Below are 24,001 nucleotides of genomic sequence, written 5' to 3' on the forward strand. Positions count from 1 at the left end.
ACTCATGCCAGACGCGCGCGATGTCAGCCCCTACGACGCCCTGCTCCTGCTCTCCTTCGGCGGCCCGGAAGGCCCGGACGACGTGGTCCCGTTCCTGGAGAACGTGACGCGGGGGCGCGGCATCCCCAAGGAACGCCTCAAGGAAGTCGGGCAGCACTACTTCCTCTTCGGCGGGGTCAGCCCCATCAACGACCAGAACCGGGCCCTGCTGGACGCCCTGCGCAAGGACTTCGCCGACCACGGCCTGGACCTGCCGGTCTACTGGGGCAACCGCAACTGGGCGCCGTATCTGACGGACACGCTGCGCGAGATGGTCCGTGACGGCCGCCGCCGCATCCTGGTCCTCGCCACCAGCGCCTACGCCTCGTACTCGGGCTGCCGCCAGTACCGCGAGAACCTCGCCGACGCGCTCGCGGCTCTGCAGGCCGAGGGGCTGGAGCCGCCGAAGGTCGACAAGCTGCGGCACTACTTCAACCACCCCGGCTTCCTCGAGCCCATGATCGACGGGGTGATCCGCTCCCTCGCCGAACTGCCCGAGGACGTCCGGGACGGGGCGCACATCGCCTTCTCGACGCACTCGATCCCGACGGCCTCCGCCGACACCTCCGGGCCCGTCGAGGACCACGGAGACGGCGGCGCGTACGTCAGGCAGCACCTGGACGTGGCGCAGCTGATCGCGGACGCCGTCCGGGAGCGCACCGGCGTCGACCACCCCTGGCAGCTCGTCTACCAGTCCCGCTCCGGCGCCCCGCACATCCCCTGGCTGGAGCCCGACATCTGCGACCACCTCGAGGAGCGGCACGCGGCCGGTGTCCCGGCCATGGTGATCGCCCCCATCGGCTTCGTATCCGACCACATGGAGGTCCTCTACGACCTCGACACGGAGGCCAGGGCCAAGGCGGAGGAGCTGGGGCTGCCGATGCGCCGCTCGGCCACCGTCGGCGCCGACCCGAGGTTCGCCGCCGCGGTCCGCGAACTCGTCGTGGAGCGCGCCGCCGTCGAGCGCGGGCAGGAGGTCACGCCCTGCGCGCTGGGTGCCCTCGGGGCGAGCCACCACCTCTGCCCGGTCGGCTGCTGCCCGGCCCGCGCCCCCCGCCGCGCCGCCGCGGGCGCCGACAGCACCTACGCGTGAGGAGCCCCGTGACCGACCCCCTGCACAAGGACCTGCTCGCTCTCGCCCAGGAGGCCGCCCGGCGCGCGGGCGCGCTGCTGCGGGACGGACGCCCGGCCGACCTCGCGGTGGCCGCGACCAAGTCCAGCCCCATCGACGTCGTCACGGAGATGGACATCGCGGCCGAGAAGCTGATCACCGGCCTGATCGCCGAGCGCCGCCCGGACGACGGCATCCTCGGCGAGGAGGGCGCCGCCACGGAGGGCACGAGCGGGGTCCGCTGGGTCGTCGACCCGCTCGACGGTACGGTCAACTACCTGTACGGGCTGCCCACCTGGTCCGTCTCCATCGCCGCCGAGCAGGACGGCGAGACCGTCGTCGGAGTCGTCGCGGCCCCGATGCGCGGCGAGACCTTCCACGCGGTGGTCGGCGGTGGTGCCTGGGCCACCGGGGCCTGGGACGGCGAGCGCAGGCTGGCCTGCCGCCCGGCGCCGCCCCTGGACCAGGCCCTGGTCTCGACGGGCTTCAACTACGTGGCCGAGGTCCGCGCCCACCAGGCCGAGGTCGCCCAGAGGCTGATCCCGCTGCTGCGCGACATCCGGCGCGGAGGGTCGGCCGCGGTCGACCTGTGCGACCTGGCCGCCGGACGCCTCGACGGCTACTACGAGCGCGGCCTGCACCCCTGGGACCTCGCGGCGGGCGACCTGATCGCCCGGGAGGCGGGCGCGCTGACCGGTGGACGCCCCGGAGAACGCCCGTCAGGGGATCTGGCAGTCGCGGGTACCCCGGGCGTCTTCGAGCCTCTCCAGCGCCTCCTGGAGGACTTCGGCGCCTGGCACGACTGACCCCCGGACGACGAAAACGGGCCCCGGCGCTGGATTCGCCGGGGCCCGCTCCGTACGGCCTGATCAGACGCTCGTCGCGCCGACCTCCACACCGTGCTCGGCGGCGAGACGGCGCAGGTCGTCGAGCTCGCCCTGCTCCACCTCGACGAGGAAGTCGTCGCCCTCGTCGCGAGCCCGGGACAGATCGGACTCGGTCGCCCTTATGCGCTGCAGAAGTCCTGCGGTGAATGCGTCCATGCTGCGCCCCCTCGTCCTGGGTCGTGGGTCGTTGGCACGGGGGTGTGCCGTTCGGAAGGGACGATCACGTCTCCGGTGGATGCCCAGCGCCGCTCAGCTGGGCGGCGACGGTGCCGGACACCCACGCCCGCCCTGCGGAAGCGGGTTGACGCGCACCGCATGGTGGTGCGGTGCCAGCAGAGCGTGATCGTGGGATGTAAAGCCGTCCTCCCCAAGCTCCCTTCCGTGGAAACCTAACCGCGGGAGAAAATCTGGTATTCCGCATCGGGCCCCGCCCCCTCACCCGCCTTACCTCCGACTTATGGCCGAAAAGGGCAGGATGGAGGGCAACACACCAACAGACCGTCGAAGACCCCTGCCCGGCTGCGCCTGTGCGGCGCTACGCGGGTGGACATGAGGAAGGACCAGGGACGTGCGCGTACTCGTCGTCGAGGACGAGCAACTGCTCGCCGATGCGGTGGCCACCGGACTGCGCCGGGAGGCCATGGCCGTCGACGTCGTGTACGACGGCGCGGCCGCCCTCGAGCGCATCGGCGTCAACGACTACGACGTGGTCGTCCTCGACCGCGACCTCCCGCTCGTGCACGGCGACGACGTCTGCCGCAGGATCGTCGAGCTCGGCATGCCCACGCGCGTGCTGATGCTCACGGCCTCGGGCGACGTCAGCGACCGGGTGGAGGGCCTGGAGATCGGCGCCGACGACTATCTGCCCAAGCCGTTCGCGTTCAGTGAGCTCATCGCGCGCGTGCGGGCCCTCGGCCGGCGCACCAGCGTGCCCCTGCCGCCGGTCCTGGAGCGCTCCGGCATCAAGCTCGACCCCAACCGCCGCGAGGTCTTCCGCGACGGCAAGGAGGTCCAGCTCGCGCCCAAGGAGTTCGCCGTCCTGGAGGTGCTGATGCGCAGCGAGGGCGCCGTCGTCTCGGCGGAGCAGCTGCTGGAGAAGGCCTGGGACGAGAACACCGACCCGTTCACGAACGTCGTCCGTGTGACAGTCATGACCCTGCGCCGCAAGCTCGGCGAGCCGCCCGTCATCGTCACCGTCCCCGGCTCCGGCTACCGGATCTGATACGCCGTGGCAGCGACTCCCGCGCCTCCCCAGGCGCCCCCGAAGCCCACCTGGGACCCCCGGCGGCCCGCGCCGCCGCTCCCCTGGCTGCGCCCGACCATCCGCATAAGACTCACACTGCTCTACGGCGGCATGTTCCTGATCGCCGGCATCCTGCTGCTGTCGATCATCTACCTGCTGGCCGCGCAGGCGCTGAACGTCGGCAGCGAGCTGCCGTTCAAGATCGTCGAGGGCAAGGTCACCAGCGACATCTGCAACCTGCCCGGCCAGGCCTCGCCCAGCGAGTTCAACCACGCCATGAACCAGTGCGTCAACGACCAGCGGCAGGCCGCACTGGACAACCTGCTCAGCCGCTCGCTCCTGGCCCTGCTGGGCCTGGCGGTCATCGCCTTCGCCTTCGGCTACGCGATGGCCGGACGGGTCCTGTCACCGCTGGGCCGCATCACCCGCACCGCGCGCGCGGTGGCGGGCTCCGACCTGTCCCGCCGGATCGAGCTGGACGGCCCGGACGACGAGCTGAAGGAGCTGGCGGACACCTTCGACGACATGCTGGAGCGGCTGCAGCGAGCCTTCACCGCCCAGCAGCGCTTCGTGGGCAATGCCTCGCACGAGCTGAGAACACCGCTGGCGATCAACCGCACGCTCCTCGAGGTGCACCTGTCCGACCCGGGCGCACCGGTGGAACTCCAGCAACTCGGCAAGACGCTGCTGGCCACCAACGAGCGCAGCGAACAACTCGTCGAGGGCCTGCTGCTGCTCGCCCGCAGTGACAACCAGATCGTCGAGCGGGGCCCGGTGGACCTCGCCGAGGTCGCGGAGCAGGCCATCGACCAGGTGCACGGCGAGGCCGAGGCCAAGGGCGTGCGCATCCGCGGCGAGCAGAAGCCCGCAGTCGTCCAGGGCAACGGCGTGCTGCTGGAGCGGGTCGCGCTCAACCTGGTGCAGAACGCCGTGCGGTACAACGTGGCCGAGGGCGGCTGGGTCGAGGTCACCACCGACGTCCAGCACGGCCAGGCCGTCCTGGTCGTCTCCAACACCGGCCCGGTCGTGCCGGCGTACGAGATCGACAACCTCTTCGAGCCGTTCCGGCGGCTGCGCACCGAGCGCACGGGCAGCGACAAGGGCGTAGGACTCGGGCTGTCGATCGTCCGGTCGGTGGCCCGGGCGCACGGCGGGCACATCTACGCACAGCCGCGCGAAGGGGGTGGGCTCGTGATGCGAGTCACGCTGCCCATCTGAGATCATGTCGCCGATCAACTCGGCGGCACACGGGGGTGTTCGCTTTACGCTGAATTTTCGAGATCGCACCGCGAGTGCCGCGTGTGTGATCGATCACAGGGGCGGCTTTCTGGCCATCCACTCTCCGTGATCATGCACCCTGTCGGAAAGCCGGGAAAATCCCGGTTTTCGGGGGTCTTGATCACGGGAAGTACACGGTGAGACGCCTTTGTAGTGCGGCATTCGGACCGTGTACGGTCCCCATCGCCATCCAAGCCGATCACTCGTGAGGAGTCCGGTTGGGTGTCGATTGAGTAACAGACCTTGATGTGAGGCAAAATCTCCGCCTCAGGTCGGGCACAAGTCCGGCCTCTCACGCGTTACGTGCGCTGGAGACACCGCAGACACCCAGAGGGGGAGAGCGACATGGCAACCGATTACGACACTCCACGCAAGACCGACGACGACGTTGACTCGGACAGCCTCGAAGAGCTGAAGGCTCGGAGGAACGACAAGTCGGCCTCCGCAGTGGACGTCGACGAGTTCGAGGCCGCGGAAGGCCTCGAGCTGCCCGGCGCCGATCTCTCGAACGAGGAGCTGGCAGTCCGAGTGCTCCCGAAGCAGCAGGACGAGTTCACCTGCATGAGCTGCTTCCTGGTGCACCACCGCAGCCAGCTGGCCCGGGAGAAGAACGGTCAGCCGATCTGCCGCGACTGCGACTGAGGGCGGGTCGGCCGTGACTGGCTCGACCCCTCCCTGGAAGCGCCGCTTCCCCAAGCGGAAAGCGGACGAAGGGCCGATCGACGGCCCGCACGGCGCGCGTGACGACGAGCGAGGCTCAACCGGTACGGGGGCGGCCTCGCTCGAACCGGCAGCGGACCGGGGTGACCTCCCGGCGTCCGTCGACGCCCCCGCTCCCGTCGCCCGACGACGGGCGGGGGCGATCCGGGAGAGGGCCTGGGAAGGCGCTCGCAAGGGCGGCGAACGGGCCCGTGCGGGACTCGCACACCTCACCGACCGGATCATCGAACTGGCCCCTCGCGTCCCCGTACGGGACCTGGCGACCCTGCGCCGGCAGTTCCCGGGTCTCGGGCCGGAAGAGCTCGCGGACAAACTCGTCGCGGGCGCGGCGAAGGCGACGGCGACGGTCGGAGCGGGCATCGGCGCCGCGGCGATGCTTCCCGTGCCGCCCGCGATGCCGACGGAACTGGCCGCCGAGATCACCGGCGTCGCGGCGATCGAGCTGAAGCTGATCGCCGAACTCCACGAGGTCTACGGCGTGCGGCCGCCCGGCAGCCTCAAGCAGCGCAGCACGGCGTACCTCGACGCCTGGTCCGGGGAGCGCGGGATCGACGCGACCAAGCCCTCGACCCTGAGCATGGCGCTGAACAGCCGCATGAAGCGCGACCTGCGGCAGCGGATCATGAAGCGGATGGTCCGCAGCATGCCGAACCTCGTGCCGTTCCTGGTCGGTGCCGCCGTCGGGGCGGCCATGAACCGCAGCGAGACGAGAAAGCTCGCCGCCCGGATCCGCGAGGACCTGCGCAAGATCCAGGTGCCCTGGGAGGACCTGGAGGCACTCCCCGCCCTGGAGCGTCCGGCGGACGCCCTCGAGATGGGCGAGATCACCGAAGACCCCTTGGGCCGTCTCGACGAGAGAGACGACAAGCGCGACGACGGACGCTGAGGCGACGCCGAGGCGGGACACGCGGGCCCTCCGTCATCACCGCCGGATGAAGCCCCGCGCACGTGTGCTACGCCGACTTCGCCGCCCGCAGTGCCTCCGCCAGACGCTCCGGCTCACGCGTGGACAGGTACAGGTACGGAGTTGGGTCCTCCGGGTCCGTGACCTCCACGCGCAGGGCCGTGGGGATGTAGGCGCGCAGCAGCATGAAGGCGCGCGGGTCGGCCTTGTGGGTGCGCCAGGCGCGGGTCTCCTCCGCGTCCAGGACCTCCGCCTCGCCCAGCGCCGCCACCGGGATCTTCGCCTCGCCCGCGATCAGGGAATCGCCCACCACCCGGATGCGGACCGAGCCGTACGAACTCGCGGCGACGGCCGCGACCGCCGTGCCACCGGCCAGGCCGCCGAGCGTCGGCAGCGTGCCGAACGGGAACAGGACCAGGGCCATGGAGACCCCGACCAGGAACGAGATCAGCCACCAGGACCGGGGAGCGGTCAGGCGTTCTTCGTACGGGGCGGCGGAGAGCTGCATGGAGCCAAGCTTGACACGGTGTCCGGAAGGGGCCGGCGCGCGGGTAAGGTCTCCGGCTGTGAGTCGTACTTCCACTGCTCTTCAGCCTCCGGCCGACGCCGAACGGCCGGTGCGGCATCCGGATGCCCCGGCGCCAGGTGAGCCCCTCGGCGCGCACTACGGCCAGTGTTTCGGCTGTGGCGGCGACCAGCCGCACGGGCTGCACCTGGAGGCCCGGGCCGGCGAGGGCGTGTCGCTCACCGCCGAGTTCACCGTGCAGCCCGCCCACCAGGGCGCCCCGGGCCTCGCCCACGGCGGTGTGCTCACCTCCGCCCTGGACGAGACGCTCGGCTCGCTGAACTGGCTGTTGCGCACGATCGCCGTGACCGGACGGCTGGAGACGGACTTCCTGCTGCCTGTGCCCGTCGGCACCACGCTGTATCTGGAGGCGGAGGTGACGGCGGTGGCCGGGCGGAAGATCTACTCGACCGCCACCGGACGCGTCGGCGGCCCCGACGGGCCCGTCGCCATGCGTGCCGACGCGCTCTTCATCGAGGTCAAGGTCGACCACTTCGTCGACCACGGCCGCCAGGAGGAGATCCAGGCGGCCATGAACGACCCGGACCAGATCCGGCGTGCCCGCGCCTTCGAGGTGAACCCGTGAGCCCGGAAAGCCCCCTCGTTCCCGTGAACTCCACGAGCTCCGTGAGCCGTGTCCCCGTGGACGTGCTGATCCGGCGCGTCGATCCGGACGTACCCCTTCCGTCGTATGCGCACCCCGGGGACGCGGGAGCCGATCTGCGTACCACCGAGGCGTGCCGACTGGCGCCGGGCGAGCGGGCCGTGCTGCCCACGGGAGTGTCTGTGGCGCTGCCGGAGGGGTACGCGGCCTTCGTGCACCCCCGGTCCGGCCTGGCCGCCCGCTGCGGCGTCGCCCTGGTGAATGCCCCGGGGACGGTTGATGCCGGGTACCGTGGGGAGATCAAGGTGATCGTGGTGAATCTCGACCCGCGCGAGGACGTGCGGTTCGAGCGCTTCGACCGGATCGCCCAACTGGTCGTCCAGCAGGTCGAGAGGGTCCGCTTCCACGAGGTGGCGGAGCTTCCCGGCTCCGCGCGGGCCGAGGGGGGCTTCGGGTCCACCGGAGGACACGCCGCGGTGGACGGGACGAGCGGCACAAGCGGTCAGGCCGCCCTGGGCGGTCAGCCGGGTGGGAATCGATACGCTTCGGTCGTATCCGACCGGGAAGGACAGTGACGTGTTCGGACGTCGCAAGAAGAGGGATGCCGCCGAGGACGCGGCCGGCGAGGCCGAGCAGGTCGTCGACGGTGTCGACAGTGAGGCGGGCGGCGAGGCCGAGCGCCTGAGGCTCGAGCCGGCGCCGCGGCCCGACGGGCCCTGGGACAGCTCCGAGGTGCGCGACCCGGGCGAGGGCCGGGTCGACCTGGGCGGCCTGTTCGTGCCGGGCGTCGACGGCATGGAGCTGCGGGTCGAGGTCGCGGGTGACGCGATCGTGGCGGCGACGGTCGTGCTGCGCGACAGCGCCATCCAGCTGCAGGCCTTCGCCGCGCCCAAGCGCGAGGGCATCTGGGGCGAGGTGCGCGAGGAGATCGGCTCGGGCATCACCCAGCAGGGCGGCATCGTCGACGAGGTCGAGGGTCCGCTGGGCTGGGAGCTGCGGGCCCAGGTGCCGGTGCAGCTGCCGGACGGCACCGGCGGCTTCCAGGTCGTGCGGTTCGTCGGTGTGGACGGCCCCCGCTGGTTCCTGCGCGGGGTCATCTCGGGCCAGGGCGCGGTGCAGCCGCAGGCCGCCGGGCTGCTGGAGCAGATCTTCCGGGACACCGTCGTGGTCCGTGGCGAGGGCCCGATGGCGCCCCGCGACCCGATCGTCCTGAAGCTGCCCAACGACGCCCAGATGGTCCCCGAGGGCGTCCAGCAGGAGGAGGGCTCCCGTTTCGCCGGCGGAATGGGCCAGCTCCAGCGCGGACCGGAGATCACCGAGGTTCGCTGAGCATCACAGAGTCAACAGGGCCGCACCCGCAGGGGGTGCGGCCCTTTCTCATGCTTCGTGCGGGGAGCCTTGACGGGGCATTGGTCTGTACCTACCGTCTCCGTCCAACACATCTGTTCATAAAAGCGCTTCACGTTCACATACAAGAACGGAAGGCCTCTCACGTATGCGCAGAACCGCACTCCTGGCGGCCGCGGCCGCCCTCGTCGCCGGTGCCCTCGCCCGGCCCGCCGGGGCCGCTCCCGGCGCCCCCACCGCCTTCGTCCACCCCGGAGTCACCGTCTCCAAGGGCCAGTTGGACTTCACCCGCTCCAAGGTCAACGCGGGCGCCCAGCCCTGGAAGGGCGCCTTCGACCAGATGATGGCAAGCAAGTACACCGACCTGAACCGCACGCCCAAGCCCCGGGCGGTCGTCGAGTGCGGTTCGTACTCCCAGCCCGACAATGGCTGCACCGACGAACGAGAAGACGCGATCGCCGCCTACACCCAGGCCCTCGCCTGGTACATCACCCGCGACGAACGGCACGCGCGCAAGGCGATCGAGCTGATGGACGCCTGGTCCGCCGTGATCCGGGACCACACCAACAGCAACGCGCCCCTCCAGACGGGCTGGGCCGGCTCCTCCTGGCCCAAGGCCGCCGAGATCATCAAGTACACGTACACCGGTACCTGGGCCAACTCCGGCCGCTTCGCCACCATGCTCCGCACCGTGTACCTGCCCGAGGTGATCAACGGCTCGAACTCCAACGGCAACTGGGAGCTGTCGATGATGGAGGCAGCCGTCGGCATCTCCGTCTTCCTGGAGGACAAGGCGTCCTACGACAAGGCCATGGCGAAGTTCCGCACGCGCACGGCCGCCTACGTCTACCTGGCCTCCGACGGCAACCTGCCGAAGACCGTGCCGAGCCAGAACCTGAACACCCGGGACAAGATCGTCAAGTACTGGCAGGGCCAGTCGACCTTCGTCGACGGTCTCAGCCAGGAGACCTGCCGGGACTTCACGCACACCGGGTACGGCCTCTCGGCCGTCTCGCACGTCGCCGAGACCAGCCGGATCCAGGGGCAGGACCTCTACGGCACCGACGTCGGCGAGCGGCTGCGGCACGGGCTGGGCTTCCACGCCAAATACCAGCTCGGCGCCGCCGCCCCGGGCTGGCTGTGCGGCGGCTCACTGAAGCTCGGACTCGGGCCGGTCCTCGAGGTGGGCCACAACGCCCTGGCCAACCGTCTCGGACACGCCATGACCAACACCGAGACGCTGACCCTGCGCGCCCGCCCCGCCGGCAGCAACAACCTCTTCGTCGCCTGGGAGACCCTCACCCACGGCGACAACCCGGCGTGACCCGCTGAACGGCCGGGCGCGTCAGGGTTTCGTCAAGGACGGCCCCGCCGACGCGCCCGGCACCGATGTGCGGCTCTTCCCGGCCGTATGGTCGAGGCCGCGCAGGCAGCGGACCGGAAGACAATGAGGCCATGGCACGGGGCGAGCTTCGGATCCATCTCGGTGCGGCACCGGGCGTCGGCAGGACGTACGTGATGCTCTCCGAGGCGCACCGCCGTATCGAGCGGGGCACCGGCTGCGTGGCCGCCTTCGTCGAGCACCACGACAGGCCGCGCACGGAGGCACTGCCGCAGGGCCTGGAGCAGGTGCCGCGCCGGCGGCTGGAGTGCCGCGCCGGCGTCCTCCCCGAGATGGACCTCGACGCCGTCCTCGTCCGCCGCCCGCAGGTGGCCCTGGTGGACGAACTCGCCTCACCCCAGGCGCTGCGGCGGCGGCCGGCGCACGGCAACATCCACATCCCCGACAAGGTCGACGCGGCCCTGTCGAACTCCTTGGGCCCCGGCAACCTGGCCGCCCTGCGCGAGCTTGCCCTGCTGTGGATGGCCGACCGGGTCCGCCCACCTCACTCCGTTCCGGAGCGAGCACCGGGGGCGAGGATCCAGGGCTCGCGCGAGCGGATCGTGGTCGGCCTGACCGGCGGCCCCGTCCGCGCGGCGGGACCGCGCCCGGAGGGTGACAACGCGGCGGAACACCCGGCAGAACCGGAAAAGGCAGGCCCCCTCATGACCCGTGTGCTGATGGTCGACGACGACCCGCAGATCGTGCGCGCCCTCGTGATCAACCTCAGGGCACGCACGTACGAGGTCGACGCCGCCCACGACGGCGCCACCGCCCTCCGGCTGGCCGCCGCCCGCCACCCCGACGTGGTCGTCCTCGATCTCGGTCTGCCCGACATGGACGGTGTCGAGGTGATCAGGGGCCTGCGCGGCTGGACCCGTGTGCCGATCCTGGTGCTGTCCGCCCGGCACTCCTTCGACGGGAAGGTCCAGGCGCTGGACGCGGGCGCCGACGACTACGTCACCAAGCCCTTGGGCATGGACGAACTGCTGGCCCGGCTGCGGGCCGCCGTGCGCCGGGCCGAACCGGCCGGGGGTGGTGCGGACGAGGTGATCGTGGAGACCGGCGAGTTCACCGTCGACCTGGCCGCGAAGAAGGTCGGCCGCGCCGGGAAGGACGTACGGCTGACTCCCACGGAGTGGCACCTGCTGGAGGTCCTCGTCCGCAACAGAGGCCGCCTGGTCGGGCAGAAGCGGCTGCTCCAGGAGGTGTGGGGGCCGTCGTACGGGACGGAGACCAACTATCTGCGGGTGTACATGGCGCAGCTGCGGCGGAGGCTGGAGGCGGACCCCTCCCGTCCGAAGCACTTCATCACCGAGCCCGGGATGGGGTACCGGTTCGAGAAGTGAGGTCCTGGGGGGCCGCGGAGCCCCGGGACTACGTGGCTGTCAGCAGCCCCCGGTACGCTCTAGATATGAGTGCTGTTCCTCGTTCGCAGAAGCCTGCGGGCCGGTTCCGGCGCATGCTCGACCGGCTCTCCTCGTCACAGGAGGACCTGGAGTCCGAGGAGCTGCGCGAGGACACCGAGACCACGGGCTGTATCAGGATCGGAGACTGCCAGGACCGGCAGATAGTGACGGTTACTGGTACCTTGCGCACGGTCACCCTGCGGCCGCGCGCCGGCGTCCCGGCCCTGGAGGCCGAGCTGTTCGACGGCTCCGCCGCGCTGGACGTGGTGTGGCTCGGCAGGCGCTCCATCGTGGGCATAGAACCGGGGCGCAAGCTGATCGCATCGGGCCGGATCTCGATGAGCCGGGGCCGCCGGGTGCTGTTCAACCCCAAGTACGAACTGAGACCCCTCGGACGGGAGTAGCCGGTGACGTCGCTCGACAAGCCGACCGAAGAGACATCTGCGGACGACGCCCGGGCGGTGACCGAGGCCGCCCTGTTCGAAGCCTTCGGCGGCGTGCGGGGCATGGTCGAGACGGTGGTGCCCGGCCTGCTGTTCGTCACCATCTACACGATCAACAAGGACCTGCACCTGTCGGCGATCGCGGCGCTGGCCGTGTCGCTGGTGCTGGTCGTGGTCCGGCTGGTGATGAAGGACACCGTCAAGCACGCCTTCAGCGGTGTCTTCGGCGTGGCCTTCGGTGTCGTCTTCGCGATGATGACCGGCAACGCCAAGGACTTCTACCTGCCCGGCATGCTCTACACGCTGGGTCTGGGACTCGCCTACATCATCACCACGCTGTGCGGTGTCCCGCTGATCGGACTGATCCTCGGCCCGGTCTTCAAGGAGAACCTCTCCTGGCGCACGCGGAACCCCGGCCGCAAGAAGGCGTACGCGAAGGCCAGTTACGCGTGGGGCGCGATCCTGCTCGCCAAGTGCGCGATCCTCTTCCCGCTGTACTGGTGGGCCGACACCACACAGCTGGGCTGGGTCCTGGTCGCCCTGAAGATCCCGCCGTTCCTGCTCGCCGTGTGGCTGACGTGGGTCTTCCTGGCGAAGGCGCCCGCGCCGATCGACGTGTTCGCGGAGATGGAGGCGGAGGAGAAGGCCGCGGAGGAGCGGGAGCGGAGGGCTGCCGCCCGGCCGGCCGAGTAGCGCCCGGCGTCTGTGCCGGACCCGCTGGGGCCCCGCCCAGACTTCCGGAGCGTGTGCCCACCCGCCGCCCGACGCGGGCGGCCCCAAGGCGAAGCGAGAGAAAGGGGCGTCCCGGACACCCGGGACGCCCCTTCCGCTTGCTCCCCGCAGGAACCCGCTCAGCCGGCCGCGCTGTCCCGGCGTACCGACAGCAGGTCCTCCAGCTGCTCCTCACGGGCCTGCGCGGCCACGAAGAGAAGTTCGTCGCCCGCCTCCAGGGAGTCCTCCCGGGAGGGCGTCAGGACGCGCGTGCCGCGGATGATCGTGACCAGGGACGTGTCCTCGGGCCACTCGACGTCCCCGACCTGAGTGCCGGCCAGCGCCGACTCCTCCGGCAGGGTCAGCTCGACCAGGTTGGCGTCGCCGTGGCTGAAGCGGAGCAGGCGGACCAGGTCGCCCACGCTCACCGCCTCCTCGACCAGCGCCGACATCAGACGCGGCGTGGAGACGGCGACGTCCACGCCCCAGGACTCGTTGAACAGCCACTCGTTCTTCGGGTTGTTCACCCGGGCGACCACCCGCGGAACGCCGTACTCCGTCTTGGCCAGGAGTGAGACGACCAGGTTCACCTTGTCGTCGCCTGTCGCGGCGATGACGACGTTGCAGCGCTGGAGCGCCGCCTCGTCCAGGGACGTGATCTCGCAGGCGTCGGCCAGCAGCCACTCGGCCTGCGGGACGCGTTCGACCGAGATGGCGGTCGGCGCCTTGTCGATCAGCAGGACCTCGTGGCCGTTCTCCAGCAGCTCGCCCGCGATCGAGCGGCCGACCGCGCCGGCACCGGCAATGGCGACCCTCATCAGTGACCGCCCTCCTCTTCGGGACCCTTGGCGAACGCCGCCTCGACCGTGTCGACCTCGTCGGTGCGCATCATCACGTGCACCAGATCGCCCTCCTGCAACACCGTCAGCGAGGTGGGCAGGACCGCCTCGCCGAGCCGGGTCAGGAACGCCACGCGCACCCCGGTCTCCTCCTGGATCCGGCTGATCTTGTGGCCGACCCAGGCGGGGGAGGTGTGCACCTCGGCGAGCTGGACGCCGCCAGTGGGGTCGCGCCACAGCGGTTCGGCGCCCGAGGGGAGCAGGCGGCGCAGCATCTGGTCGGCCGTCCAGCGGACGGTCGCGACGGTGGGGATGCCCAGGCGCTGGTAGACCTCGGCGCGGCGGGGGTCGTAGATGCGGGCGGCGACGTTCTCGATGCCGAACATCTCCCGGGCCACCCGTGCGGCGATGATGTTGGAGTTGTCGCCGCTGGAGACCGCGGCGAAGGCGCCGGCCTCCTCGATGCCCGCCTCGCGCAGGGTGTCCTGGTCGAAGCCGACCCCGGTGACCCGGCGGCCGCCGAAGGAGGAGCCCAGGCGGCGGAAGGCGGTGGGGTCCTGGTCGACCACGGCGACCGTGTGGCCCTGTTGCTCCAGGTTCTGGGCCAGGGCGGAGCCCACCCTTCCGCAACCCATGATCACAATATGCATCGCGTCACACCGTGCTTCCTACGGGCCCTCTGACCGTCAACAATGTCCTGCTCATGTCTCTCTTTCGGCTCGCCAGGCACCAGTCGCGGCCTGAGTGCTGGCCGCCAGGCAACATCATGCCGGTGGAATCACGCCATGATGCCTTCCGGGGCCGGTGCCGCGTTCGACTGCCCGACTCCAACGTATCGGCAAAGTCGAGGGGGTTGCCGAGGGCCCTGCCGGGCCTCGGTGGGGGAGGAATCCGACATGAGCAGCGAGATCGACATCCTCGTCCTGGGCGGCGCGGGCGTGGACACGATCGTGCACGTGCCCGAGCTGCCCGTGCCGTTCGCCGACAGCCACATGATCCGGCCCGGGATCGTGACGCGCGCGGGGCAGAGCGGGGACTTCGTCGCGCTGGCCGCGAGTGCGCTGGGGCTGCGCACGCACCACATCGACATGCTGGGCGACGACCCCGAGGGCGACCTGGTCCGCGCCCTGCACCGCGACCGCGGCATCGCGCTCACCGCCGTCCCGCAGCCGCTCGGCACCAAGCGTGCGGTCAATCTCGTCGGACCCGACGGCCGGCGGCTGTCGCTGTACGACGCCACCCGCTCGGCTGAGACGGACCGGCTGCCCGAGGCCACGCTGCGGGAGCTGGCCGCGGCCAGCCGGCACGCCCATGTCGTCATCACCCAGCCGTGTGCCCATGCGCTGCCGGTCCTGCGCGAGGCGGGCATCACGATCTCGACCGACCTGCACGACTGGGACGGCTCCGACCCCTACCACGAGACCTTCGCCCACCAGGCCGACCTGGTCTTCCTCTCCTGCGCGGCACTGGCCGACCCGGAGCGGACCATGCGGCGGATCACGGAGCGGGGCCGGGCCCGGACCGTCGTCGCCACCGCCGGCGCGCAGGGCGCGTACCTGCTGGCCGACGGCGAGCTGACCCACGTACCCGCCGCCCCGCCCCCGGCACCGGTCGTCGACTCCAACGGCGCGGGTGACGCCTTCGCCGCCGCGTTCCTCCACGCCTGGCTGCAGGGCGCCCCGCCCCACCACTGCGCCCTGCACGGCGCAGTGGCCGGGGCATACGCCTGCACGGCTCCGTCGACCCGCACGGACAGCATCGGGCGGGAGGAACTGCTCGCCGGGGTGGCGGAACTTGAGCGGGGGCGGGGCTCGACCCCTAGGGAGTGTCCGGCGACACGTCCTTGCGGCGGCTGATGCTCCGCACGCTCGCCGCGGTGAGGATTCCGAGGACGCAGAGTGTGGCCGCGGCGCCGATCAGTTCTGCGGTCGCGTGCATGGGACCTCCAGGGGCGGCAACGGCCGGGAGACGGACGGGGCTTAGTCATATAGGCATGGGATCCGGGTGACCTGCCGAATCCGCAGCCGCAGCAGCCTCTGAATTCACTCGGAGAGCAGACGGAACGCCGATGGGGGGTGGCGGGTGGGCGAGCCCGCAATCGAACGCTTACGATCCACTGTTGTGTCCAAACTGACCGACGTGCCCAAACGGATCCTGATCGGGCGCGCACTGCGCAGTGACCGGCTGGGGGAAACGCTCCTGCCGAAGCGCATCGCACTACCCGTCTTCGCCTCCGACCCGCTGTCCTCCGTCGCATACGCGCCGGGGGAGGTGCTGCTGGTCCTGTCGATCGCAGGTGTGACGGCGTACCACTTCAGCCCGTGGATCGCGGTCGCGGTCGTGGTGCTGATGTTCACCGTGGTGGCGTCGTACCGGCAGAACGTGCACGCCTACCCCAGCGGTGGCGGCGACTACGAGGTGGCGAACACCAACCTCGGCCCCCGGGCCGGCCTGACGGTCGCGAGCGCGCTGCTCGTCGACTACGTCCTCACCGTCGCGGTGTCGATCTCCTCCGGCATCGAGAACCTGGGCTCCGCGATTCCGTTCGTGGTCGAACACAAGGTGCTCTGCGCGATCGGCGTGATCGTGCTGCTGACGCTGATGAACCTCCGCGGGGTGAAGGAGTCCGGCTCGCTGTTCGCCATCCCGACGTACGTCTTCGTCGCGGGCGTCTTCACCATGATCGCCTGGGGTGCCTTCCGCGGACTGGTCCTGGACGACACCATGCGCGCACCGACGGCGGACTACGTCATCAAACCCGAGCACCAGGGCCTGGCCGGCTTCGCCCTGGTCTTCCTGCTCCTGCGCGCCTTCTCCTCCGGCTGCGCCGCGCTCACCGGCGTCGAGGCGATCTCCAACGGCGTCCCGGCCTTCCGCAAGCCCAAGTCGAAGAACGCCGCGACCACCCTCGCCATGATGGGCCTGCTGGCCGTCACCATGTTCTGCGGCATCATCGCCCTGGCCGCCGCGACCGACGTCCGCATGGCCGAAAATCCGGCCCACGACCTCGTCCACAACGGCGTCCCGCTCGGCCCGGACTACGTCCAGAACCCGGTGATCTCCCAGGTCGCCGAAGCCGTCTTCGGCAAGGGCAGCCTCCTGTTCATCGTGCTGGCCGCCGCCACCGCGCTGGTGCTGTTCCTCGCCGCGAACACCGCCTACAACGGCTTCCCGCTGCTCGGCTCGATCCTCGCCCAGGACCGCTACCTGCCGCGCCAGCTGCACACCCGCGGCGACCGCCTCGCCTTCTCCAACGGCATCGTGCTCCTCGCGGGCGCCGCCGCCTTGCTGGTGGGGATCTACGGCGCCGACTCCACCCGTCTGATCCAGCTGTACATCGTCGGCGTGTTCGTGTCCTTCACCCTCAGCCAGACCGGCATGGTCCGGCACTGGAACCGCCTCCTGGCCACCGAGCAGGACCAGGCCCAGCGCCGCCACATGATCCGCTCGCGCGCCATCAACGCCTTCGGCGCCTTCTTCACCGGTCTCGTGCTGGTGGTCGTCCTGGTCACCAAGTTCACGCACGGCGCGTGGGTCGCCCTGCTCGGCATGGTGATCTTCTACGCGACGATGACGGCCATCCGTAGGCACTACGACCGCGTCGCCGAGGAGATCGCCGCCCCCGAGGGCCCGAGCGACGACATCGTACGGCCGTCCCGCATCCACTCCGTCGTCCTGATCTCCAAGATCCACCGCCCGACGCTGCGCGCCCTGGCCTACGCCAAGCTGATGCGCTCGGACAGCCTGGAGGCCCTGAGCGTCAACGTCGACCCGGCGGAGACCAAGGCGCTGCGCGAGGAATGGGAGCGGCGCGGCATCGACGTACCGCTGAAGGTCCTGGACTCGCCCTACCGCGAGATCACGCGGCCGATCATCGAGTACGTCAAGGGACTGCGCAAGGAGTCGCCGCGGGACGCGGTGTCCGTGATCATCCCCGAGTACGTCGTCGGCCATTGGTACGAGCACCTGCTGCACAACCAGAGCGCCCTGCGGCTGAAGGGCCGGCTGCTGTTCACGCCGGGGATCATGGTGACCTCGGTGCCGTACCAGCTGCAGTCCTCGGAGGCGGCCAAGCGGCGGGCCCGCAGGCAGGCGGAGTGGAACGCGCCGGGTTCGGTGCGGCGAGGGCCCGCACAGGTGCGGTCGAAGGAGTCCAGCGAGAACAAGTCGTGAGATGACGGCTCGTGTGAAGCGGCCGGGCGGCACCCACGTAGACTGGTGGGCTGTTGTCCGGCCGTTTCCGTTCGGCCCTTGCCCCTCACGCGTTTTGGAGTCACCCCACCATGCAGGCAGAACCGAGGAAGTCGCTGGTGGGGGAGGAGTACGAGGTCGAGATCGGCCCCGTCGCCCACGGCGGCCACTGCATCGCCCGTACGGCCGAGGGCCAGGTGCTGTTCGTCCGGCACACCCTGCCCGGTGAGCGGGTCGTGGCGCGGGTGACGGAGGGCGAACAGGGCGCCCGGTTCCTGCGCGCGGACGCGGTGGAGGTGCTGGAGGCCTCCAAGGACCGGATCGACGTGCCCTGCCCGTTCGCCGGCCCCGGCCGCTGCGGCGGCTGCGACTGGCAGCACGCCAAGCCGGGCGCGCAGCGGCGCCTGAAGGCCGATGTCATCGCCGAGCAGCTCCAGCACCTTGCCGGTCTCACCCCGGAGGAGGCCGGCTGGGACGGCACGGTGATGCCCGCCGAGGGCGACAAGGTGCCCGCGGGCCAGGTCCCGTCCTGGCGTACGCGCGTCCAGTACGCGGTCACGGCCGACGGCCGCGCGGGCCTGCGCCGGCACCGCTCCCACGAGGTGGAGCCGATCGACCACTGCATGATCGCCGCGGAGGGGGTCAGCGAGCTGGGCATCGAGAAGCGGGTGTGGACCGGGATGGACTCCGTCGAGGCGATCGCGGCGACGGGGTCGCAGGACCGCCAGGTGATCCTCACGCCGAAGCCGGGCGCGCGCCTCCCGCTGGTGGAGCTCGACCGCCCGGTGTCGGTCCTGCGCGTGGACGAGCGCTCCGGCGGCGTCCACCGCGTCCACGGCCGCCCCTTCGTCCGCGAGCGCGCGGACGGCCGGACCTACCGCGTCGGCAACGGCGGCTTCTGGCAGGTCCACCCGCAGGCGGCGGACACCCTGGTGACGGCCGTCATGCAGGGCCTGCTGCCCCGCAAGGGCGACATGGCCCTCGACCTGTACTGCGGCGTCGGCCTCTTCGCGGGCGCCCTCGCCGACCGGGTCGGCGAGCAGGGAGCGGTCCTCGGCATCGAGTCCGGCAAGCGGGCGGTGGAGGACGCGCGGCACAACCTCGCCGAGTTCGACCGTGTGCGCATCGAGCAGGGCAAGGTCGAGAGCGTGCTGCCGCGCACGGGGATCACGGAGGTCGACCTGATCGTCCTGGATCCGCCGCGGGCCGGGGCGGGGCGGAAGACGGTGGAGCATCTGGCGTCGCTGGGGGCACGGCGGATCGCGTATGTGGCTTGCGATCCGGCTGCGTTGGCGCGGGATCTGGGGTACTTCCGGGATGGGGGGTACCGGGTGCGGACGTTGCGGGCGTTCGATCTGTTTCCGATGACGTCGCACGTGGAGTGCGTGGCCATTCTTGAGCCCGCAGCAAAGGGTGTCTGACCTGCTGCTTTGCTGATGTCGCAAGTTGCGAACGGATCGTGACGACATGTTTCTGCAGGTGCATGACGTCAAGGGCTCGTCAGGCGGGTAACGCCCGCCCGACCTGCGAGTGCGTGGGAGCGGCGGGCGAGAAGTGCTGGTTCACCGGGGCTGAGGGGCGCTGTCTTCGACGCTCGTTTGACGCTTGTTCCGACGGTGCCGGACAGATGACGGTCAGGGCGCGTCGACCGGCTACGTGGGACGATCGGCCCGGTGGATGGTGGCTTCGGCACGGGAGGAGACCCCGGTGTGCGTTCCGGTCATCGGTGGTCGATGGTCCCCGCCGGGTACGTCGACGCCGTGGCAGAGTGTGCGGCCCGTTTCGGACCGGGGCGCGGCGTTGACCGAGCGGCAGCCAAAGGGCTCCGGCGCGACCGGGATGCTGCGTTCGGCGCGGCTCGTCGCCGGACTCGTGGCGACCGGCCGGTGCGCCGCTATGGACACTGCCTGCGGCCTGGGGCGGGTGTGAGCTGTGGCACGTGAACTGGTGCTCGGTGTCGACGCGGGCCATACCGTGACCAAGGCCGTGTTGTTCGACGCCACCGGCCGAGCGGTGGCGCGCGGCAGCGGCACAGTGCCCCTGAAGACCCCTCGACCTTATTGGGTGGAGAGGGATATGGACGAGGTGTGGCGGACCGCGTTCCAGGCCATCGCCGCCTGTCTCGCCGAGGTGGGACCGGACGCGGGGCGAGCCGTCGCCGCGGTGGGACTGGCCGGGCACGGCGACGGCCTGTACGCCGTCGACGAGTTCGCCCGGCCGGTGCGCGCCGGGATCGTGGCGATGGACACGCGCGCCCAACCAATGCTGGTGGAGTGGCGGGGCACTCCGGTCTGGTCGCGCGCCCTGGAGATGTCGGGCACGGTGCCGTTCGCTGGTTCCCCGGCCGCCCTGCTGGCCTGGCTCGCCCGCCACGAGGCGGGAGTGCTTCGGCAGGCCCGGTGGCTTCTGTCCTGCAAGGACTGGCTGCGCCTGAGACTGACGGGCGCGGTGGCCACCGATCCGACGGACGCCAGTGCCTCGTTCACCGACATGCGCCGCGGCGGATACTCGCCAGAGCTGCTCGACCTGTACGGCCTCGGCGCGCTCGCCCGCCTGCTGCCGCCCGTGCTGCCCTGCGACGCGGTGAGCGGAACCGTCACCCGTGAGGCCGCGGCGCTCACCGGGCTCACCGTCGGCACGCCCGTTGTCACGGGCGCCCATGACGTCGATGCCGCCGCGCTCGGGATCGGCGGCACGGCGCCGGGCGAACTGTGCCTGATCGCCGGGTCGTTCAGCATCAACCAGGTCGTCAGCGAGCGCCCGGTCGTCGATCCGCGCTGGCAGGTCCGTCACTTCGTCCGCCCGGGCCAGTGGATGATCATGTCCACCTCACCCGCGTCGGTGGCGAACCTGGAATGGTTCCTGCGGGTCACCGGTGCACCGACCGACCAGCGGTATGGCGTCCATGAGGCGATCGGCCGCGAGGTCGAGGCATGCCTGGACGGTCCGTCGGAGGTGCTGTTCCACCCGTTCGTCTACGGCTCCCCGCACCCGCATCCCGCGTCCGGGACGTTCCTCGGACTGCGCGGCTGGCACGGCCGCGGCCACCTGCTGCGGGCCCTGATGGAAGGCGTGGTCCTCAACCACCGCTGGCATGTCGACGCGCTCCGCTCGAAGCTGCCGATCACCGGGGCTGCGGCCCGGCTGACCGGCGGGGCCGCACACAGTGCGGTATGGAGCCAGATGTTCGCCGACGCCCTACGGCGGCCGGTCGTGGTGACCGACGTGCAGGAGAGTGCTGCCCGGGGAGCGGCGCTGCTCGCCGCCACAGCCGTCGGACTGCTCGACGACGTGACGGACCCGCGCGCCACTCCCCACGTACTCAGGCGCTACGAACCCCGCCCCGACCGGGTCGCCGTACTCGACGAGGCGTATGCGGTGTACCGAGAGGCGTTGGAGGCTCTCGGACCGGTCTGGGCTCGCCTGGACGCGCGCGAGGCTCCGGAGTGAGCGCCGGGCGAGCCGGTGACATGAGGGAGCGACGGGCATCCAGGCATGGCCACTGCCGCTACACGGGGGTCGTCACGCCGTCGTAGCGGTACGGCGGCTGGGCATCGGCGCGGGTGCAGGTGTCGGCGGCGATCTCCACGGCGTACGACAGCAGCCGGGCAAGCCCGCCTGCACCGAGGCTGTCGACGCCTTCGCGGCTGAGTCGGCCGGTGCGGTGCAGATGGGCGAGCACTCCGGTGGTGAAGGCGTCGCCCGCTCGACCGTGTCGACGACCCGGACCGCCGGGGCCGGCACATGGACGCGGGCGTCGCGGCCGGCGGCCCAGGCACCCCGGGAGCCGAACGTGATCAGGACGAGTCCTGCCCCGGACGCGAGCCAGCGTTCGGCCACCGCCTCGTACGACTCACCGGGGTGGAGCCAGGCCAGGTCCTCGTCGCTCGCCTTTACCTGTGCCACTCCCTGTCCCACGACCCCGACGTCACCGCGCTGCACTGCGCCCCCGGCAACCGCAGCAGCCGGCGGTCACGGGCACGCCCTCTCCCAGCGGGCCTGCCGCTCCCGCCGAGCCCGCGTCCCGCCGAAGCGGGCGTTGAACTCGATCACGCGCACGCCGCGGGAGGTGATCGCGAGACCGGCGTACAGCAGCCCGGAGAACGGCGTGCCGCGGCCACGTCGGCGAGCGCCACCCGCTCGGCGAACCGCCGGAGATGGGCGGCGCGGTCGGTGACCAGGCCCGGCCGCACGTTCGGGTCGAGGGACACCAGCCGCCGGCCCGCCTCCCCGAATCGGTCCGTCGAGCGTGGAGGCCAGGGGTTCGAGCAGCAGACCCAGCGACCTGAGGTGCAGGGCCGTCCCCGCGGGCAGCGTGCCGCCGTCCGGGAGAGCGGCGAGGTGTTCACGGCGCAGGCCGCGGTCGGCGGTGCCGTTCGCGTGGAAGGAGTAGGCGGCCAACCCGCCCTCACGCAGATGCACGGCGGCGAGAGTGGTGGGGTCGGATGCAGGCAGGGTATGGGTGAGCCGGGTGCCGGATGCCGCGAGGTGCGCGCGCAGGACATGCCGAAGTGGTCGTCGGAGATGCGCGCGAGCAGTGCCGTGAGGACTCGGAGTCGGCCGAGGCCGGCGGCGACGTTGAGGGCAGGGGCCGCCCGGGCGCGGCTGGAAGGGCCGCGGCACCATCGGCCGTGCGGGCGGGGGTGAGGTCCACCAGCGCGTCTCCGGCGACGACGACAGGCTGGTCTGCGGGTTCCGGTCTGGCGCTCATCTGGGTTCCTCGGGAGGCGGCGGCACGTTCGAGGGCTAGGGCTGGGCTGTTCGGTGGACTCCCGTAGCCCCTCAGAGACCGCTTGACGATAAGTCTGAAGAGAATTTCTCGCAAGATGTGTTAACAACGGCGCAGTCTCCTGCTAATAATTCGGCCATCGAAACGCGCCCGACTCCCCAAGGACGCATCCACACCCCTGCTCGACCCGCCGCGCCTCAGTCGAGGTCCCGGCGAACCCGCACGAGAGGTTCCCCCCGTCACATGGCATCGACCAGATACGCCCTCATAGCCGGCGCCGCCGCCACCGCCCTGCTCGCCACAGCCTGTTCCGGAGCCGGAGCCGGCGGGGCCTCGGGTGGAGGGAAGAGCATCAACGTCCTGATGGTCGGCAACCCGCAGATGGAGGACATCGCGAAGCTGACCAAGGACAACTTCACCAAGGACACCGGGATCAAGGTCAACTTCACGGTCCTCCCCGAGAACGAACTGCGCGACAAGGTCACCCAGGACATCGCCACCCAGGCCGGCCAGTACGACGTCGCCACCATCGGCGCCTACGAGGTGCCCATCTGGGAGAAGAACGGCTGGCTGCACGACCTGGGCTCGTACGCCGACAAGGACAAGGGCTTCGACAAGGCCGACCTGCTCAAGCCGATGGTCCAGTCGCTCACCGGCTCGGACGGCAAGCTCTACGCCCTGCCGTTCTACGGCGAGTCCTCCATGCTCATGTACAACAAGGACGTCATGAAGGCGAAGGGCATCACGGTGCCCGAACGGCCGACCTGGCAGCAGATCGCCGACATCGCGGCCAAGGTCGACGGCGCCGAGCCCGGCATGAAGGGCATCTGCCTGCGCGGCCTGGCCGGCTGGGGCGAGCTGGGTGCGCCGCTGACGTCCATGGTCAACACCTTTGGCGGCACCTGGTTCACCAAGGACTGGAAGGCGCAGGTCAACACCGGCGGCTTCAAGGAGGCCACGAAGTTCTACGTCGACCTGGTCCGCAAGCACGGTGAGGCCGGCGCCCCGCAGGCCGGGTTCACCGAGTGCCTGAACGCGCTGAGCCAGAAGAAGGTCGCCATGTGGTACGACGCGACCAGCGCGGCCGGGTCGCTGGAGGACCCCGCCTCCAGCAAGATCGCCGGCAACGTCGGCTACGCCTACGCACCGACCGTCAAGACGGACAGCAGCGGCTGGCTGTGGGCCTGGTCGTGGGCCATGCCCAAGACCACGAAGAACGCCGACGCCGCCTCGAAGTTCATGCTGTGGGCCTCCAGCAAGAAGTACGAGAACCTCGTCGGCGAGAAGCTCGGCTGGGCGCGCGTCCCGGCCGGCAAGCGGGCCAGCACCTACGACATCCCGCAGTACAAGAAGGCCGCCGGTTCGTTCGGTGACATCACCCTGAAGTCCATCGAGCAGGCCGACCCGGCCAACCCCGGTGTCCAGCCGAGGCCGACCGTGGGCATCCAGTACGTGGCCATCCCCGAGTTCCAGGACCTGGGCACCAAGGTGACCCAGGAGATCTCCGCCGCCATCGCCGGCAAGACCAGCGTGGACAAGGCGCTCAACGACGGCCAGAAGCTGGCCGAGGAAGTCGCCAAGAACTACCAGAAGTGACCTT

At 70.8% G+C, this 24,001-nt stretch carries 23 protein-coding genes and 3 pseudogenes; 19 read left to right on the forward strand and 7 right to left on the reverse strand.

Annotation, left to right across the window (positions count from 1 at the left end):
* The first annotated feature begins 4 nt into the window (after positions 1-4).
* Positions 5-1,132 carry a ferrochelatase gene (locus AC07F0_RS18480; RefSeq protein WP_478980069.1) on the forward strand — a complete coding sequence of 376 codons (1,128 nt, stop codon included), beginning with the start codon at positions 5-7 and terminating at the stop codon, positions 1,130-1,132.
* 8 nt (positions 1,133-1,140) lie between these two features.
* Positions 1,141-1,956: an inositol monophosphatase family protein gene (locus AC07F0_RS18485; RefSeq protein WP_478980070.1), complete on the forward strand. Its 816-nt coding sequence runs from the start codon at positions 1,141-1,143 to the stop codon at positions 1,954-1,956.
* Between the two features lie 63 nt (positions 1,957-2,019).
* On the opposite strand, the gene AC07F0_RS18490 is transcribed toward AC07F0_RS18485, so the two are convergent.
* Positions 2,020-2,193, reverse strand: coding sequence for a hypothetical protein (locus AC07F0_RS18490; protein ID WP_010035018.1), 174 nt, complete (start codon positions 2,191-2,193; stop codon positions 2,020-2,022).
* Between the two features lie 412 nt (positions 2,194-2,605).
* Between AC07F0_RS18490 and AC07F0_RS18495 the strand changes: the two genes are divergently transcribed.
* The 4 genes from AC07F0_RS18495 to AC07F0_RS18510 all read left to right on the forward strand — a co-directional run bounded on the left by AC07F0_RS18495 (position 2,606) and on the right by AC07F0_RS18510 (position 6,164).
* Entirely contained in the window at positions 2,606-3,259 is a 654-nt protein-coding gene (locus AC07F0_RS18495) for a response regulator transcription factor (RefSeq protein WP_436725672.1), read from the forward strand.
* A 6-nt stretch (positions 3,260-3,265) separates the two neighbouring features.
* Complete coding sequence (locus AC07F0_RS18500; protein ID WP_436725671.1) at positions 3,266-4,498, forward strand: sensor histidine kinase; 1,233 nt, start codon at positions 3,266-3,268, stop codon at positions 4,496-4,498.
* Between the two features lie 405 nt (positions 4,499-4,903).
* Positions 4,904-5,200: a DUF4193 domain-containing protein gene (locus AC07F0_RS18505; protein WP_003993510.1), complete on the forward strand. Its 297-nt coding sequence runs from the start codon at positions 4,904-4,906 to the stop codon at positions 5,198-5,200.
* 13 nt (positions 5,201-5,213) lie between these two features.
* Positions 5,214-6,164 (forward strand): hypothetical protein, encoded by a 951-nt coding sequence (locus AC07F0_RS18510; RefSeq protein ID WP_478980072.1) that lies wholly within the window; start codon positions 5,214-5,216, stop codon positions 6,162-6,164.
* Between the two features lie 67 nt (positions 6,165-6,231).
* Here the strand turns inward: AC07F0_RS18510 and AC07F0_RS18515 are convergent, their stop codons facing one another.
* Positions 6,232-6,690 carry a DUF3093 domain-containing protein gene (locus AC07F0_RS18515; protein WP_478980074.1) on the reverse strand — a complete coding sequence of 153 codons (459 nt, stop codon included), beginning with the start codon at positions 6,688-6,690 and terminating at the stop codon, positions 6,232-6,234.
* 58 nt (positions 6,691-6,748) lie between these two features.
* Here AC07F0_RS18515 and AC07F0_RS18520 point away from each other — a divergent pair, with 58 nt between their 5' ends.
* The 8 genes and pseudogenes from AC07F0_RS18520 to AC07F0_RS18555 all read left to right on the forward strand — a co-directional run bounded on the left by AC07F0_RS18520 (position 6,749) and on the right by AC07F0_RS18555 (position 12,624).
* On the forward strand, positions 6,749-7,333 hold the full coding sequence (locus AC07F0_RS18520; protein WP_478980076.1) for a PaaI family thioesterase: 585 nt from the start codon (positions 6,749-6,751) through the stop codon (positions 7,331-7,333).
* Positions 7,334-7,356: 23 nt separating this feature from the next.
* Positions 7,357-7,926, forward strand: a complete 570-nt coding sequence (dut, locus tag AC07F0_RS18525; protein ID WP_478980078.1) for a dUTP diphosphatase — start codon at positions 7,357-7,359, stop codon at positions 7,924-7,926.
* Position 7,927: 1 nt separating this feature from the next.
* Entirely contained in the window at positions 7,928-8,680 is a 753-nt protein-coding gene (locus tag AC07F0_RS18530; RefSeq protein WP_436725667.1) for a DUF3710 domain-containing protein, read from the forward strand.
* 166 nt (positions 8,681-8,846) lie between these two features.
* Positions 8,847-10,022, forward strand: coding sequence for an alginate lyase family protein (locus tag AC07F0_RS18535; protein ID WP_478980080.1), 1,176 nt, complete (start codon positions 8,847-8,849; stop codon positions 10,020-10,022).
* 131 nt (positions 10,023-10,153) lie between these two features.
* Positions 10,154-10,564: pseudogene (locus AC07F0_RS18540) on the forward strand (histidine kinase); the annotation flags it as partial.
* 180 nt (positions 10,565-10,744) lie between these two features.
* Positions 10,745-11,428, forward strand: a complete 684-nt coding sequence (locus AC07F0_RS18545; RefSeq protein ID WP_478980446.1) for a response regulator — start codon at positions 10,745-10,747, stop codon at positions 11,426-11,428.
* A gap of 65 nt (positions 11,429-11,493) precedes the next feature.
* Positions 11,494-11,892, forward strand: coding sequence for an OB-fold nucleic acid binding domain-containing protein (locus AC07F0_RS18550; protein WP_078602751.1), 399 nt, complete (start codon positions 11,494-11,496; stop codon positions 11,890-11,892).
* A 3-nt stretch (positions 11,893-11,895) separates the two neighbouring features.
* Positions 11,896-12,624: a DUF3159 domain-containing protein gene (locus tag AC07F0_RS18555; RefSeq protein ID WP_478980082.1), complete on the forward strand. Its 729-nt coding sequence runs from the start codon at positions 11,896-11,898 to the stop codon at positions 12,622-12,624.
* Positions 12,625-12,782: 158 nt separating this feature from the next.
* Here the strand turns inward: AC07F0_RS18555 and AC07F0_RS18560 are convergent, their stop codons facing one another.
* Complete coding sequence (locus AC07F0_RS18560; RefSeq protein WP_365743412.1) at positions 12,783-13,460, reverse strand: potassium channel family protein; 678 nt, start codon at positions 13,458-13,460, stop codon at positions 12,783-12,785.
* Entirely contained in the window at positions 13,460-14,131 is a 672-nt protein-coding gene (locus AC07F0_RS18565; RefSeq protein ID WP_478980084.1) for a potassium channel family protein, read from the reverse strand. Before AC07F0_RS18565 ends, AC07F0_RS18560 begins: the two co-directional genes overlap by 1 nt.
* Before the next feature lie 246 nt (positions 14,132-14,377).
* Between AC07F0_RS18565 and AC07F0_RS18570 the strand changes: the two genes are divergently transcribed.
* From AC07F0_RS18570 to AC07F0_RS18585, 4 genes are all read left to right on the forward strand, one after another.
* Entirely contained in the window at positions 14,378-15,337 is a 960-nt protein-coding gene (locus tag AC07F0_RS18570; protein ID WP_478980086.1) for a PfkB family carbohydrate kinase, read from the forward strand.
* Positions 15,338-15,602: 265 nt separating this feature from the next.
* The gene (locus AC07F0_RS18575; protein ID WP_478980088.1) at positions 15,603-17,654 is read left to right on the forward strand and encodes an APC family permease; all 2,052 of its coding nucleotides are present in this window, start codon (positions 15,603-15,605) and stop codon (positions 17,652-17,654) included.
* Between the two features lie 110 nt (positions 17,655-17,764).
* On the forward strand, positions 17,765-19,093 hold the full coding sequence (locus tag AC07F0_RS18580) for a class I SAM-dependent RNA methyltransferase (protein ID WP_478980090.1): 1,329 nt from the start codon (positions 17,765-17,767) through the stop codon (positions 19,091-19,093).
* Between the two features lie 511 nt (positions 19,094-19,604).
* Positions 19,605-21,122, forward strand: coding sequence for an FGGY-family carbohydrate kinase (locus AC07F0_RS18585; RefSeq protein ID WP_478980092.1), 1,518 nt, complete (start codon positions 19,605-19,607; stop codon positions 21,120-21,122).
* A 58-nt stretch (positions 21,123-21,180) separates the two neighbouring features.
* On the opposite strand, the gene AC07F0_RS18590 is transcribed toward AC07F0_RS18585, so the two are convergent.
* The 3 genes and pseudogenes from AC07F0_RS18590 to AC07F0_RS18600 all read right to left on the reverse strand — a co-directional run.
* Entirely contained in the window at positions 21,181-21,354 is a 174-nt protein-coding gene (locus tag AC07F0_RS18590) for a hypothetical protein (RefSeq protein WP_478980461.1), read from the reverse strand.
* A 38-nt stretch (positions 21,355-21,392) separates the two neighbouring features.
* Positions 21,393-21,614, reverse strand: a pseudogene (locus AC07F0_RS18595) (hypothetical protein); the annotation flags it as partial.
* Between the two features lie 84 nt (positions 21,615-21,698).
* Positions 21,699-21,794: pseudogene (locus AC07F0_RS18600) on the reverse strand (hypothetical protein); the annotation flags it as partial.
* A gap of 850 nt (positions 21,795-22,644) precedes the next feature.
* On the opposite strand from AC07F0_RS18600, the gene AC07F0_RS18605 reads away from it, so the two are divergent.
* A complete protein-coding gene (locus AC07F0_RS18605; RefSeq protein ID WP_478980094.1) occupies positions 22,645-23,997 on the forward strand; it encodes an ABC transporter substrate-binding protein in 1,353 nt (450 codons plus the stop codon).
* The last annotated feature ends 4 nt before the right edge of the window (positions 23,998-24,001 follow it).

The organism is Streptomyces sp. NPDC045955 (genome assembly GCF_056430805.1).